The sequence below is a fragment of the Pseudomonas sp. LFS074 genome (assembly GCF_047978165.1).
In the GTDB taxonomy this organism is placed as follows: domain Bacteria; phylum Pseudomonadota; class Gammaproteobacteria; order Pseudomonadales; family Pseudomonadaceae; genus Aquipseudomonas; species Aquipseudomonas putida_P.
The window spans coordinates 902248-915065 of the sequence record NZ_JBFPFV010000003.1; the positions used below are offsets into that span (position 1 = coordinate 902248).

14 protein-coding genes and 1 pseudogene are annotated in these 12818 nt (G+C 64.0%); 9 read left to right on the forward strand and 6 right to left on the reverse strand.

The window, feature by feature from the left end; genetic code table 11:
• Positions 1-102: 102 nt before the first annotated feature.
• On the forward strand, positions 103-747 hold the full coding sequence (locus tag ACNQP3_RS28120; RefSeq protein ID WP_151884243.1) for a DedA family protein: 645 nt from the start codon (positions 103-105) through the stop codon (positions 745-747).
• A gap of 501 nt (positions 748-1248) precedes the next feature.
• Here ACNQP3_RS28120 and ACNQP3_RS28125 read toward each other — a convergent pair.
• A pseudogene (locus ACNQP3_RS28125) lies at positions 1249-1875 on the reverse strand (sterol desaturase family protein); the annotation flags it as partial.
• A 112-nt stretch (positions 1876-1987) separates the two neighbouring features.
• On the opposite strand from ACNQP3_RS28125, the gene elbB reads away from it, so the two are divergent.
• Positions 1988-2647: an isoprenoid biosynthesis glyoxalase ElbB gene (elbB, locus tag ACNQP3_RS28130; RefSeq protein ID WP_012274772.1), complete on the forward strand. Its 660-nt coding sequence runs from the start codon at positions 1988-1990 to the stop codon at positions 2645-2647.
• Between the two features lie 96 nt (positions 2648-2743).
• Here the strand turns inward: elbB and ACNQP3_RS28135 are convergent, their stop codons facing one another.
• Positions 2744-3196, reverse strand: coding sequence for a YaiI/YqxD family protein (locus ACNQP3_RS28135; protein ID WP_012274773.1), 453 nt, complete (start codon positions 3194-3196; stop codon positions 2744-2746).
• Between the two features lie 166 nt (positions 3197-3362).
• On the opposite strand from ACNQP3_RS28135, the gene ACNQP3_RS28140 reads away from it, so the two are divergent.
• Positions 3363-6218: a class I adenylate cyclase gene (locus ACNQP3_RS28140; protein WP_264316655.1), complete on the forward strand. Its 2856-nt coding sequence runs from the start codon at positions 3363-3365 to the stop codon at positions 6216-6218.
• 116 nt (positions 6219-6334) lie between these two features.
• On the opposite strand, the gene rnk is transcribed toward ACNQP3_RS28140, so the two are convergent.
• The 3 genes from rnk to cyaY form a co-directional block, all read right to left on the reverse strand.
• Positions 6335-6745 carry a nucleoside diphosphate kinase regulator gene (rnk, locus tag ACNQP3_RS28145; RefSeq protein WP_012274775.1) on the reverse strand — a complete coding sequence of 137 codons (411 nt, stop codon included), beginning with the start codon at positions 6743-6745 and terminating at the stop codon, positions 6335-6337.
• Positions 6746-6891: 146 nt separating this feature from the next.
• On the reverse strand, positions 6892-7116 hold the full coding sequence (locus ACNQP3_RS28150; RefSeq protein WP_012274776.1) for a DUF1289 domain-containing protein: 225 nt from the start codon (positions 7114-7116) through the stop codon (positions 6892-6894).
• Position 7117: 1 nt separating this feature from the next.
• On the reverse strand, positions 7118-7450 hold the full coding sequence (gene cyaY / locus ACNQP3_RS28155) for an iron donor protein CyaY (RefSeq protein ID WP_012274777.1): 333 nt from the start codon (positions 7448-7450) through the stop codon (positions 7118-7120).
• Positions 7451-7640: 190 nt separating this feature from the next.
• Here cyaY and lptM point away from each other — a divergent pair, with 190 nt between their 5' ends.
• The 6 genes from lptM to ACNQP3_RS28185 are packed head-to-tail and all read left to right on the forward strand — an operon-like array spanning position 7641 to position 12260.
• Entirely contained in the window at positions 7641-7853 is a 213-nt protein-coding gene (gene lptM / locus ACNQP3_RS28160; RefSeq protein ID WP_012274778.1) for an LPS translocon maturation chaperone LptM, read from the forward strand.
• Positions 7854-7862: 9 nt separating this feature from the next.
• Complete coding sequence (lysA, locus tag ACNQP3_RS28165) at positions 7863-9110, forward strand: diaminopimelate decarboxylase (RefSeq protein ID WP_012274779.1); 1248 nt, start codon at positions 7863-7865, stop codon at positions 9108-9110.
• A 4-nt stretch (positions 9111-9114) separates the two neighbouring features.
• Positions 9115-9945 (forward strand): diaminopimelate epimerase, encoded by an 831-nt coding sequence (gene dapF / locus ACNQP3_RS28170; RefSeq protein WP_012274780.1) that lies wholly within the window; start codon positions 9115-9117, stop codon positions 9943-9945.
• A 13-nt stretch (positions 9946-9958) separates the two neighbouring features.
• On the forward strand, positions 9959-10669 hold the full coding sequence (locus ACNQP3_RS28175; RefSeq protein ID WP_012274781.1) for a DUF484 family protein: 711 nt from the start codon (positions 9959-9961) through the stop codon (positions 10667-10669).
• The gene (xerC, locus tag ACNQP3_RS28180; protein ID WP_012274782.1) at positions 10669-11568 is read left to right on the forward strand and encodes a tyrosine recombinase XerC; all 900 of its coding nucleotides are present in this window, start codon (positions 10669-10671) and stop codon (positions 11566-11568) included. The genes ACNQP3_RS28175 and xerC overlap by 1 nt, the downstream gene beginning before the upstream one ends.
• Entirely contained in the window at positions 11565-12260 is a 696-nt protein-coding gene (locus tag ACNQP3_RS28185) for an HAD family hydrolase (RefSeq protein WP_012274783.1), read from the forward strand. The genes xerC and ACNQP3_RS28185 overlap by 4 nt, the downstream gene beginning before the upstream one ends.
• An 84-nt stretch (positions 12261-12344) precedes the next feature.
• On the opposite strand, the gene sutA is transcribed toward ACNQP3_RS28185, so the two are convergent.
• Positions 12345-12674, reverse strand: a complete 330-nt coding sequence (gene sutA, locus ACNQP3_RS28190) for a transcriptional regulator SutA (protein WP_011536349.1) — start codon at positions 12672-12674, stop codon at positions 12345-12347.
• Positions 12675-12818 lie beyond the last annotated feature (144 nt).

The following is a 12818-nucleotide window of genomic DNA, read 5'->3' on the forward strand; positions in this document are numbered from 1 at the left end:
ATTGTCTGTGTAGGAATTGTTCACGTCGAGACACATTTGGACACTTTCACGATTGCGCGCGAAGGGGTAGGCTTCGCGTTCATTTCGCCAGCACCTCAGAAAATGCTTCAACAATTCCTGCAGGATTTCGGCTACTTTGCCCTTTTTCTAGGCACCTTCTTCGAAGGCGAGACCATCCTGGTGCTTGCGGGTTTCCTTGCGTTCCGTGGTTACATGGACATCAAGCTGGTGTGCCTGGTGGCCTTCTTCGGCAGCTACGCGGGCGATCAGCTGTGGTACTTCATGGGCCGCCGCCACGGGCGCAGGATCCTGGCGCGCAAGCCGCGCTGGCAGGCAATGGGTGACCGGGCGCTGGACCACATCCGCCGCCATCCTGATATCTGGGTGCTGAGTTTTCGCTTCGTCTATGGCCTGCGCACGGTCATGCCGGTGGCCATTGGCCTGTCGGGCTATCCACCCCGCCGCTATCTGCTGCTGAACGGCATTGGCGCGGCTATCTGGGCAATCGCCCTGGGCGCGGCCGCGTACCACTTCGGCGCCATTCTCGAAGGCCTGCTGGGCAACGTGAAACGTTACGAGCTATGGGTGCTCGGCGGCCTGGTGGCGCTGGGCGGCCTGCTGTGGCTGCGTCGGCGCTTCCGCACCCTGCGCGCGGAGCGCAAGGCGGCGGGCCTGGCCCAGGCCCCAGAGGCTGAGCAAGCTGTAAGCCACGAGCAGGAACCAGGCCAGCGGCGCGACCACCGCTAAGCCCAAGGCGCCGGCCAGGTACAACGCCGGCGCATTCAGCAGCAGCCGCGCCAGCTCCAGGCGCGCAGCCCAGCGCCGGTTCTCCAGCAAAGCGCCCAGCACGAACAGACCAAACGCCATCAGCGACCAGCCGAGCACCAGCGCGGCGATCGGCACGCGGTCGGCCACATCCATCAGGTAGCTGCCCAAAGCCACATACACCACGAACTGCGCCGCCACGTAGGCTTGTTGCGCGCGGCCCAGGGCAATCTCGAACTTGCGAAACAGCGCCAGGTCCTGCTTGGCCTGCGGGTAGCGCGCAGCCACGTCGGCCGGGCGCCAACCGGTGGGCATGAACCAGATGCGCAGCTTGTCCCACAGGCTGGCGGTGTGCCGGGCGTCATGCCAGAGCTGGGCATAGAACTGCAGGTTGGCCCACAACGGGTTCCAGCTGGCCAACGGTGTCGTCACCCCGAACACCACCGGCTCGGCCGGGTCTTCCTCTTTGAAGGTGCCGAACAGACGGTCCCAGAGAATGAACACACCGCCGTAATTGCGATCCAAGTAAGCAGGGTTTTGCGCATGGTGGACGCGATGGTTGGATGGTGTGATAAACACCCACTCGAGCCAGCCAAGCTTGGGGATGTGTCGGGTATGCACCCAGAACTGATACAGCAGGTTGAGCGAGGCCACGGTGATGAACACCAGTGGCGGTACGCCCACCAGCGCCAGCGGCAGGTAGAACAGCCACGAGAAGATGAACCCGCTACTGGTCTGGCGCAGCGCCGTGGTGAGGTTGTACTCCTCGCTCTGGTGATGCACCGAGTGTGCGGCCCACAGCACGTTGCGCTCATGCCCCAGGCGATGCAGCCAGTAGTAACAGAAGTCGTACAGGACAAAGGCCAGCAGCCATACCCACCACGCCTCTGCCGGCAACCGCAAAACCGCCAGGTGTTCGAAGGCCAGCGCATAGGTGACCAGCCCTACCCCTTTGGTCAGCAGCCCGGTACTGGTCGACAGTGCGCCGGTGCTAAGGCTGTTGATCGAGTCGGCCAGGGTGAAATTGCGCTGGCCACGCACGCGGTCAGCTACCAGCTCGACGGCAATCAGCACAAAGAAGAACGGCACGGCCAGCAGTATCAGGTCCATGGGCACGACCTCAGGCGTTATCCACCAAGATTAGGCCGCACCCGCGGGAATCCCTATGGCGACATCTGCCAAACTAGAGGACATTTAGCGCCTCGACACTGGAGTAGTGAACATGACAAAAAAAGTAGCGGTGATTCTTTCCGGCTGTGGCGTGTACGACGGCGCCGAAATCCACGAAAGCGTGATCACCCTGCTGCGCCTCGACCAGCGCGGTGCGCAGGTGCAGTGCTTCGCGCCGAACATTGCACAGATGCACGTCATCAACCACCTGACCGGCGAGGAAATGCCCGAGTCGCGTAATGTGCTGGTGGAATCGGCGCGCATAGCCCGCGGCGAGGTCAAGGACATCCGCGAGGCCAAGGCCGAGGACTTCGATGCGTTGATCGTGCCAGGCGGTTTTGGGGCGGCAAAGAACCTCTCCAATTTTGCCGTGGAAGGTGCCAACTGCAGCATCAACCCGGACGTACTGACCCTGGCCGAAGCCTTTGCCGACGCCTGCAAGCCGGTTGGGCTGATCTGCATCTCGCCGGCACTGGCCGCGAAGATCTACGGGCCGGGCGTGGTCTGCACCATCGGCAGCGACGCCGGCACGGCGGCGGCGGTCGAGAAGATGGGCGGCACCCATGAGGAGTGCGATGTGCACGATATTGTCGAAGACTCCCAGCGCAAACTGGTGACTACGCCGGCTTACATGGAAGCCAAGTCGATCAGCGAAGCGGCGGGGGGCATCTACAAGCTGGTGGACCGGGTGCTGGAACTGACACACGAGTAAGCACCGAAAGCGGCGCGGCCTTCTGTGCCTCGCGAAAGGGCCGCAACGCGCCCCTTTCGCGACACAAGGCCGTTCCCACAGAGAACCGCAAGCTCTTCAGGACTTGGACAGCCGGGCAATGATCCGGTCCAGCGCATTGGCAAATGCCTGCTTCTCCCGCTCGCCATAAGCGCCCTGCCCGCCCCCCACCTGGCCCTGCTCGCGCAGCTCGGTGAACAGGTTGCGCGCCGCCAGGCGGTCGCCCATGTTGCGTTCGTCGAACTCTCGCCCACGCGGGTCCAGTGCCGCCACGCCCTTTTTCACCAGGCGGTCGGCCAGCGGTACGTCACTGCAGATCACCAACTCGCCAGGCACGGCGTGCTCGACCAGGTAATCGTCGGCCGCGTCCATGCCGCTGGGTACCACAATCAGGCGCACGATCGCGAACGCCGGCTTGGCCACGGCCTGCCCCGCCACCATCACCACCTCGAACTTGCGCTTGAGGGCGAACTTGACGATCAGATCCCTGGCCGCTTTGGGGCAGGCATCGGCATCGATCCATACACGCATCGGAAATTCTCGACTTGGACTCAATGCGCCCATCATGCCTGAAGCTCAGCGAAAGCTGGAGCGCGAGAACGCTGGAAAAATGGCGCCAGAATTACAATTACTGCTTATCCGACCCCGCCACTCAGGCTAAACTCGCCACAGCTTCACTGGCCTGCCCGAGCGCGCAATGAACCACCCTCACGAAATCCGCCCTGACCTGGACGAAGGCATCGACCGCAAGGTCCTGGCGACATTGCGTGCGCGCTTCCTGCAGTTAAACCAAGGGCGGCTGCAGCGGGCAATGGAAGGCCTGTCGACACGTCAGCAACAGGTACTGACGCTGCTACCGCTGCTGTTTCACGTAAACCACCCGCTGTTGCCAGGCTACGTCTCGGGCAGTACGCCTGCCGGCGTATCGGGCTATGCGCCAGGTGTCGAGCTGGTGGCGGAGGCCCAGCGCCTGGCGCGCTCGTTCACCTACAAGGCCGCGCATGGCAACCCGCCACGCCCGATTCACGGCCTGTTCCTGATGGGCAGCCTGGGCTCGCTGGCCCAGGCCGAGCACAGCGACATGGACCTGTGGGTGTGCCACGCACCCGGCTTGCCCGAACACCAGTTGGATGAACTGCGCCGCAAGTGCCAGCAACTGGAGGCCTGGGCGGCAAGCCTGGGAGCCGAAGCACACTTTTTCCTGATCGACACGCAGGGCTTCGCCCATGGCGAGCGCGATGGCCAGCTCGGCTCCGACGACTGTGGCACCACCCAGCACTACTTGCTGCTGGACGAGTTCTACCGCACCACCCTGTGGCTGGCCGGGCGCACACCGCTATGGTGGCTGGTGCCGGTGTATCAGGAACACAACTACCACAGTTATACCCAGACCCTGCTGTCCAAGCGGTTCATCCGCAGCCATGACGCCCTCGACCTCGGCAACCTGGCGCACATTCCGCCCGGCGAGTTCGTCGGCGCCGGCCTGTGGCAGCTGTTCAAAGGTATCGACTCGCCCTACAAATCGCTGCTCAAACTGCTGCTGACCGAAGCCTACGCCAGCGAACACCCTGCCGTGCGCTGCCTGAGCCTGGACTACAAGCAGGCCGTGTTCGCCAACCAGCTAGACCTCGACGAGCTCGACCCCTACGTGATGGTTTACCGGCGCATCGAACGCTACCTGCTGCAACGTGGCGAACACGCGCGCCTGGAGCTGGTACGCCGCAGCCTGTACCTCAAGGTGAACAAGAAGCTCAGCGACCAGGGTCGCAGCATGGGCTGGCAACGCCGGCTGCTGCAGCGCCTGACCGACGAGTGGGGCTGGAGCCAGCAACAGCTGGCCTTGCTGGACAGCCGCCGTCAATGGAAAGTGCAACAGGTTGCTGTCGAGCGCCGCGAACTGGTGGCCGAGCTGAACCACAGTTACCGCTTCCTCAGCCAGTTCGCGCTCACCCAGAACGCCAGCAGCCGCGCCGACCAGCGCGACCTCAATGTACTGGGCCGGCGCCTGTATGCGGCGTTCGAGCGCCGCGCCGGCAAGGTCGAAGTGATCAACCCCGGTATCGCCCCAGACCTCGCCGAAGGCACCTTGACCTTGGTCCAGGCACCCAACCGCAAGGAGCCGGGCAACCACCACTGGGAGCTTTACAGCGGCAACTTGAGCACCCACGAGGTGGAGCACTTCAGCCCGATCAAGCGCTGCCGCGAGCTGCTCGAGCTGCTCGCCTGGGCCCATCGCAACGGCGTGATCGACAGCAGCACCCGCCTGGCGCTGCACCCAGGCAGTAGCGACCTTGGCGAGTACGAGCTGTTCAACCTGCTGGGCTGCCTGCAGCAGAGCATTCCCCTGCCCTTGCCGACCGTCAGTGAAGTGCGCCTGCTGCAGCCCAGCGTTGCCGACGAGGTGCTGTTGCTGGTCAATGTCGCCATCGACCCGCTGCGCCATCACCGCGACCTGAACATTCTGATGACCACCGAGCGCACCGACTCGCTGAGCTACGCCGGCGTGCGCGAAAACCTGGTGCTGACCCTGGACCAGGTCACCATCAACAGCTGGAACGAGGTGCTGGTCCAGCGCTATGACGGCGAGCACGCACTGGTGCGCTGCCTGCGCGATTTCCTCAACAGCCCGGTACTGCACGGCCACCGGCCGCGGGTGCGGGTGCGCTGCTTCTGCCAGAGCCGCGCCCAGGCCATCGGCCAGCGTGTAGAGGAGATTTTCGACACCGTGCAACTGCTGCTGGACCAGGGGCTGCACCATCGCTACCTGCTGCAGGTAGCCCAGCACACCCATGTACTGGAGCTGCTACCCCAGCATGTCAGCCTGACCACCCTGGACGAGCATGAGGCGCTGCTAGCCTACCTGGGCGAAGAGCGCGGCGCCTACAGCCCGCTGTACCTGGACGCCAACGCCCTGCAAGACCACGACCTGCGCCTGGTACTGGAGCACGGCAGGCCGGCCTGTATCCAGGTGTTCTATCGCCTGCAGGACGGCTGGGCCGAGCTGTATGTGTTGGATGAGTACAACGCGCTGTGGCAACAACGCCTGCCATTGCATGACGAAACGCACTTGCTGCTGCCGCTGCAACGCTTTCTGCGCTCGGTGGTGATGCGTCGCGATGCCCGCCTGCCGCTCGACGGCCTGCGGCCGGCCTCGCTGGATATCCACTATGCGCAGCTTCTGCCCTCTGGCGCAGGCAAGGCACGCAGCATCGAGCCGCGCCTGGCCCCGATCGAGGGCAGCGACCAGCCTTACTATGAGGTGCAGGCGATCATCCAGGCCGGGGTCGCGGGCGCGGCGCATGTAACGCTGTATTGCGACCAACAGGAGTTTTCCGAGCTGGAGCATGGCGAGCAGCTGTATGCGGTGGTGGCCCGGCAGATCATTGGCCAGCGCCACGGCGCAGGGCAGTACCAGTGCTATATCACCGACCTGGATTTATCCGAGTTGCTGGATGACCGGCTGGGGGCGACGCAGGTGTACCTGAGCTACAAGCGGGTGCTGGAGCAGGCTTTGAATGAGGGGCTGGAGCAGGTTTTGGCGGAAGGCGCCTGAATTGCCGGGGGTGCTTTGCACCCCATCGCGACACAAGGCCGCTCCTACAGGGGAATGCGATTCCTTGTAGAAGCGGCCTTGTGTCGCGATGGGCCGCAAAGCGGCCCCCTTGGCCCTTACAGGTCGAAATCGCCCGCCGCTTCCGGTTGGTATTCCACTTCCAGCAGCTTCAGCTTGAGGGTCTTGCCACCCGGTGCCGGCCAGTCGATCTGCTCGCCCACCGACAACCCCAGCAAGGCGCAGCCAATGGGCGCCAGGATCGAAACCTTGCCCTCCGGCCCGGCATCCTTCGGGTAAACCAACGTCAGGTGGTAATCCTTGCCGCTGGCTTCCTCACGGCAGTGCACGCGCGAGTTCATGGTCACCACGCCCGCTGGCACTTCCTCGTGACCGACCACCTGCCCGGCGCGGTCCAGCTCGTCCTGCAAGGCGAGCACACCCGGCGTACTCTCGTCGAGGCTGTCGATCAGACGCTCCAGACGTTGTACGTCCAATCGGGTGAGGATGAGGGAAGGCTTGGTGCTCATGATCCAGTCAGACTCCTTTGAACAGGCAGTTTTCAATGTGCAAATAAAGCAAAACCCCGCCCAAGGGCGGGGTTTGAGAAGGCTTTGGCGTCACCGACGCAGAACCCGACACTACCACAGCCGGGTAAATACTCAAGCCCCTGCGCTCAGTGTGCCTTAGCCTGATCGCGCAAGGCCTGGGCCTCGCGGCAGATCTGCCGACGCCGTTCGTCGTCAGCCGAGCGCCATTCGCGGATGTGCTCGACATGCCGGTGGCAACCTGTGCACACCCGCTGTTCGTCCAACCGGCATACGCTAATGCACGGCGATGGCACGGCGGGGCTGACGTTGCTGTAAAGCGGCTTGGGCGGCCGAGCCTGGGCGCTGCTCATGTCAGATCTCGTCGAAGTCCAGCTTCTCGCCGGCCCGCTCCCAGACGATGCGCTCGAGCATTTCGCCCAGCAGTTCTTCGCTCTTTTCGCACACCCACTTCTTGCTCTCTTCGTCGTAGTCGAAGTGGAAACCACCGGAACGGTCGGCCAGCCACAGCTGGCGCAGCGGCTCCTGGCGGCTGAAGATCAGTTGGGCGCCGCCCTCGAACTTGACGGTAAGGACGCCGGCGGAGTTCTCCATGTCCAGGTCCATGCCGCTCTCGTCGAACAGGTCTTCCAGGGCCTGTTGGGTCGCGTCGACCAGATCATGGAAACGCGCTTCACTCAAACTCATTGCAGGAACCTCGAAATTGGCTGCGTTACAGGCAAGCCGGGCAAGATACGGGCGCTTGCCGCCGAATGCAAAGATTAGCCACTGAAGGGGGTAAGAATAGCCCGCCCGGCGGACCGGTCCTTGCATAGGCAAGCCGCCGGTCGCTCGGTATACTCGGGCGCAATACTGCATTTTTCTAAGGATTTCACCCATGAAGCGCCTGATTTCCTCCTTCGCGGCGCTGGTCGCTGTTGCCTGCCTCGTTTCTGCCTGCGGCCAGAAAGGCCCGTTGTATCTGCCTGAAGACGGCGATAACGGCAAAGCGCACAAGGCGCACCAGCACCAGCCCAAAGCCAAGCCGGCCCCGGTACAAGAGCAGCAGCCCGAACTGCAGCCCGAGCCCGAGCAGTCGCCAGCGCAGTAAGGAAACCAGATGAACGCTTTCAACTACCGCGACGGTGAGCTGTTCGCGGAAGGCGTGGCCCTGTCGGCCATCGCCGAGCGCTACGGCACCCCCACCTACGTGTATTCGCGCGCCCACATCGAGGCCCAGTACCGTAGCTACGCCGATGCCCTGCAAGGCACTGAACACTTGGTGTGCTTCGCGGTAAAGGCCAACTCCAACCTGGGCGTACTGAATGTACTGGCGCGCCTGGGCGCAGGTTTCGACATTGTCTCCGGCGGTGAGCTGGAGCGCGTGCTGGCCGCTGGCGGGCGCGCAGACCGCGTGGTCTTCTCCGGCGTCGGTAAAACCCGTGAAGACATGCGCCGCGCCCTGGAAGTTGGCGTGCACTGCTTCAACGTCGAATCCACCGACGAACTGGAGCGCCTGCAAGTAGTGGCCGCTGAAATGGGCAAGGTTGCCCCGGTGTCGCTGCGCGTCAACCCGGACGTCGATGCCGGTACCCACCCCTACATCTCCACAGGCCTCAAAGAAAACAAGTTCGGCATCGCCATCGCCGACGCCGAGGCCATCTACGTGCGTGCCGCACAGCTGCCGAACCTGGAAGTGGTCGGTGTCGACTGCCACATTGGCTCGCAGCTGACCACCGTGGAGCCGTTCCTCGACGCACTCGACCGCCTGCTGGTACTGGTCGACCGCCTGGCCGAATGCGGTATCCACCTGCGCCACCTGGACTTGGGCGGCGGTGTTGGCGTTCGCTACCGCGACGAACAGCCGCCGCTGGTGGCCGACTACATCAAAGCCATCCGCGAGCGCGTGGGCGAGCGCGACCTGGCCCTGGTGTTCGAGCCGGGCCGCTACATCGTGGCCAACGCTGGCGTGCTGCTGACCCGTGTGGAATACCTCAAGCACACCGAACACAAGGACTTCGCCATCATCGATGCGGCGATGAACGACCTGATTCGGCCGGCCCTGTATCAAGCCTGGATGGGTGTCAGCGCGGTCAAGCCTCGTGCGGGCGAAGGCCGTGCCTACGATCTGGTCGGCCCTATCTGCGAGACCGGCGACTTCCTTGGCAAGGACCGCGTGCTGAACCTGGCCGAAGGTGACTTGCTGGCCGTAGCGTCTGCGGGCGCCTATGGTTTTGTCATGAGTTCCAACTACAACACCCGTGGCCGTTGCGCTGAAATCCTGGTCGACGGCGACCAGGCGTTCGAAGTACGCCGCCGCGAGACCATCGCCGAACTGTACGCTGGCGAAAGCCTGCTGCCGGAGTAAGCCCATGCTGCTGCGTTTTACCAAGATGCATGGGCTGGGCAACGACTTCATGGTCCTCGACCTGGTCAGCCAGCACGCGCACATCCAGCCCAAGCACGCCAAGCAATGGGGTGATCGCCATACCGGCATCGGCTTCGACCAATTGCTGATCGTCGAGGCGCCGAACAACCCGGAAGTGGACTTCCGCTACCGCATCTTCAATGCCGACGGCTCCGAGGTCGAGCAATGTGGCAACGGTGCTCGTTGTTTCGCCCGCTTCGTGCTGGACAAGCGCCTGACTGCGAAAAAGCGCATTCGTGTGGAAACCAAGAGCGGCATCATCGTGCTGGACGTGCAGAACGACGGCCAGGTGAGTGTCGACATGGGCCCGCCGCGCTTCATCCCTGCCGAAATCCCCTTCGTCGCCGACGCACAGGCGCTGAGCTACCCACTGGAAGTTGACGGCCAGCTGCATTCGATTGCCGCCGTGTCCATGGGTAACCCGCACGCCGTGCTGCGTGTCGACGACGTGCGTACTGCCCCCGTGCATGAGCTGGGCCCGAAGATCGAAAACCACCCACGCTTCCCGCAGCGGGTGAATGCCGGCTTCATCCAGGTCATCGACCGCCACCGCGCCAACCTGCGCGTGTGGGAACGCGGCGCGGGCGAAACCCAGGCCTGCGGCACCGGCGCCTGCGCCGCAGCCGTGGCAGCCATCAGTCAGGGCTGGATGGACTCTCCGGTGTCCCTCGACCTGCCCGGCGGGCGCCTGCACATCGAATGGGCCGGCCCCGGCAAGCCCGTACTGATGACCGGCCCGGCCGTACGCGTCTACGAAGGACAGGTTCGTCTCTAAGCGAGTAACCGCCATGACCGATCAGCCCAAGGTTGTACCCAAGCAGTCCACCGAACTCGATGCCGAAGCGGTGGTCGCCTACCTGCGCGCCCACCCCACCTTCTTCGCCGAGCACGACGAGCTGCTGATCGAACAGCACATCCCGCACCAGCGTGGTGACAGCGTGTCGCTGGTGGAGCGCCAGCTCAAGCTGCTGCGTGACCGCAACATCGAAATGCGCCATCGTCTGTCGCAACTGATGGACGTGGCCCGCGACAACGACCGGCTGTTCGACAAGACCCGCCGGCTGATCCTTGACCTGCTGGATGCCGGCAGCCTGGAAGACGTGGTCATGGCGGTCGAAGACAGCCTGCGCCAGGAGTTCCAGGTGCCCTTCGTCAGCTTGATCCTGTTCGGCGACAACGTCGCGCCGGTCGGGCGCTGGGTCAGCAACGCCGAGGCCCAGCAGGCCATCGGCGCCCTGCTGGGCGGCGGCAAGACGGTCAGCGGCAACCTGCGCGAGCACGAGCTGGCCTTCCTGTTCGGCGAGGAACAGCGCCGGGAAGTAGGCTCCAGTGCCGTGGCCACCCTTGAGTACCAGGGGCTGCATGGGGTGCTGGCCATCGGCAGCCGCGACCCGCAACACTACAAGAGCAGCGTCGGCACCCTGTTCCTCGGCTACATCGCCGAAGTACTCGGCCGCGTTGTGCCACGCGTTACCCAGACCCTGCGCTCGGTACGCTGATGGAACGCCAGCTGGAGGCTTATTGCGCACACCTGCGCAACGAGCGCCAGGTATCGGAGCACACCTTGCTGGGCTACCGCCGTGACCTGGACAAGGTCATCGCCTACTGCAAGGAACACGGGATTGCCGACTGGCAGGCGCTGCAGATCCAGCAACTGCGCCAGCTGATCGCCCGCCTGCACCACCATGGCCAGTCTTCGCGCAGCCTGGCGCGGCTACTGTCGGCCGTGCGCGGCCTGTACCGCTACCTCAACCGCGAAGGCCTGTGCCAGCACGACCCAGCCACCGGCCTGAGCGCGCCCAAGGGTGAGCGCCGCTTGCCCAAGGTGCTGGACACCGACCGCGCTCTGCAATTGCTCGATGGCGGCGTCGACGACGACTTCATCGCCCGACGTGACCAGGCGATCCTTGAGCTGTTCTATTCGTCGGGCCTGCGCCTGTCCGAGCTGACCAACCTCGACCTCGATCACCTCGACCTCGCCGCCGGCCTGGTACAGGTACTGGGCAAGGGCGGCAAGGCCCGCGTACTGCCTGTTGGCCGCAAGGCGCGCGAGGCGCTGCAGGCGTGGTACCGCCTGCGCGGCATTGGCAACCCGCGCGACCGCGCGGTGTTCATTACCCGCCAGGGCAACCGCATCAGCCCCCAGGCCGTCCGGCTGCGGGTAAAGGCCGCCGGTGAGCGCGAGCTGGGCCAGCACCTGCACCCGCACATGCTTCGCCATTCCTTCGCCAGCCATGTGCTGGAATCGTCCCAGGACCTGCGTGCGGTGCAAGAGCTGCTCGGCCATGCCGACATCAGCACCACGCAGATCTACACCCACCTGGACTTCCAGCACCTGGCCGCGGTGTATGACAGCGCCCACCCTCGGGCCAAACGCAGCAAGGGCAATGACTCATGAGCATCAAGCTGATCACCTTCGACCTGGACGATACCCTGTGGGACACCGCGCCAGTGATTGCCACTGCCGAAGTCGTGCTGCGCGACTGGCTCGAAGCCAACGCCCCGATCCTTGGCGGCGTGCCGGTGGAGCACCTGTTCGCCATCCGCGAGCGCCTGGTACAAGCCGAGCCCGGCCTCAAGCACCGCATCAGCGCCCTGCGCCGGCGCGTGCTGTTCCATGCCTTGGAAGAGGTCGGCTACAGCGAGAAACATGCGCAGGAACTGGCCAACGAAGGTTTCGAAGTATTCCTGCATGCCCGCCATCAGGTGGAGATCTTCCCCGAAGTGCAACCGGTGCTGGAGATTCTGCGCCACCACTACACCCTGGGCGTGGTCACCAACGGCAACGCCGATGTGAGCCGGCTGGGGCTGGCGGACTACTTCCGCTTTGCCCTGTGCGCTGAGGACCTCGGTATCGGCAAGCCGGACCCGGCGCCGTTTCTGGAAGCCCTACGCCGTGGAGAATCGGAAGCCAGCGCGGCGGTGCACATTGGCGATCACCCCGGTGATGACATCGCTGGCGCCCAGCGCGCCGGTCTGCGTGCGGTATGGTTCAACCCACAGGGTAAGGCATGGGCGGGCGAACAGGCACCGGATGCCGAGATCCAGCGCCTGTCGCAGCTACCCGACATCCTTTCGCGCTGGCGTTGAAGGCCCGGCCTGCACAGCAACCTGTTCTGAACAACAGGCACAAAAAAGCCCGCAGCGACGGCGGGCTTTTTTGCGATCAGCCACTCAGATAGGGCGGCTGCCGTACTTGTTGTCCGGCTTCTTGGGCGGGTCGGCGACCACGTTGGCCTCGACTTCCTGCACCTTGCCACCGCGCGAAAGGAACTCTTCCATCGCCTTGGCCAGGGCATCACGCTCTTTCTGCTTGGCTTCCATGCTCGGCATCTCGTCTACCGAGACCGCCGCCTTGGATTTGCCCTTGGCAGCGGGTGCCGGGCTGCTGTCGTCATCGCCAGCATCTTCGGCGCCGTCGTCAGCCGCCGCTTCGAGGCCTTCATCAGCCTCGTCTTCGTCGCCTACTTCGAGGTCATCATTTTCCAGATCGTCGTCGCTCATGTTCTACCTCATGACTTGCGAAAAGCAGGTTAGTTATAGACCAGTGCAGCCGTAGACCGGCAGCCACCAGTGAAAATTCAACTGGCCGTGGGTTAGGCCACTGCCCTTGGGTCGGCACTCCTGATGGGAGGCGGCACCCAGCAG

Bases quoted from the DNA above. Each gene is read 5' to 3' on its own strand.
- ACNQP3_RS28120 (WP_151884243.1), top strand. From the start codon at position 103: ATGCTTCAACAATTCCTGCAGGATTTCGGCTACTTTGCCCTTTTTCTA.
- elbB (WP_012274772.1), top strand. From the start codon at position 1,988: ATGACAAAAAAAGTAGCGGTGATTCTTTCCGGCTGTGGCGTGTACGAC.
- ACNQP3_RS28135 (WP_012274773.1), bottom strand. From the start codon at position 3,196: ATGCGTGTATGGATCGATGCCGATGCCTGCCCCAAAGCGGCCAGGGAT.
- ACNQP3_RS28140 (WP_264316655.1), top strand. From the start codon at position 3,363: ATGAACCACCCTCACGAAATCCGCCCTGACCTGGACGAAGGCATCGAC.
- rnk (WP_012274775.1), bottom strand. From the start codon at position 6,745: ATGAGCACCAAGCCTTCCCTCATCCTCACCCGATTGGACGTACAACGT.
- ACNQP3_RS28150 (WP_012274776.1), bottom strand. From the start codon at position 7,116: ATGAGCAGCGCCCAGGCTCGGCCGCCCAAGCCGCTTTACAGCAACGTC.
- cyaY (WP_012274777.1), bottom strand. From the start codon at position 7,450: ATGAGTTTGAGTGAAGCGCGTTTCCATGATCTGGTCGACGCGACCCAA.
- lptM (WP_012274778.1), top strand. From the start codon at position 7,641: ATGAAGCGCCTGATTTCCTCCTTCGCGGCGCTGGTCGCTGTTGCCTGC.
- lysA (WP_012274779.1), top strand. From the start codon at position 7,863: ATGAACGCTTTCAACTACCGCGACGGTGAGCTGTTCGCGGAAGGCGTG.
- dapF (WP_012274780.1), top strand. From the start codon at position 9,115: ATGCTGCTGCGTTTTACCAAGATGCATGGGCTGGGCAACGACTTCATG.
- ACNQP3_RS28175 (WP_012274781.1), top strand. From the start codon at position 9,959: ATGACCGATCAGCCCAAGGTTGTACCCAAGCAGTCCACCGAACTCGAT.
- xerC (WP_012274782.1), top strand. From the start codon at position 10,669: ATGGAACGCCAGCTGGAGGCTTATTGCGCACACCTGCGCAACGAGCGC.
- ACNQP3_RS28185 (WP_012274783.1), top strand. From the start codon at position 11,565: ATGAGCATCAAGCTGATCACCTTCGACCTGGACGATACCCTGTGGGAC.
- sutA (WP_011536349.1), bottom strand. From the start codon at position 12,674: ATGAGCGACGACGATCTGGAAAATGATGACCTCGAAGTAGGCGACGAA.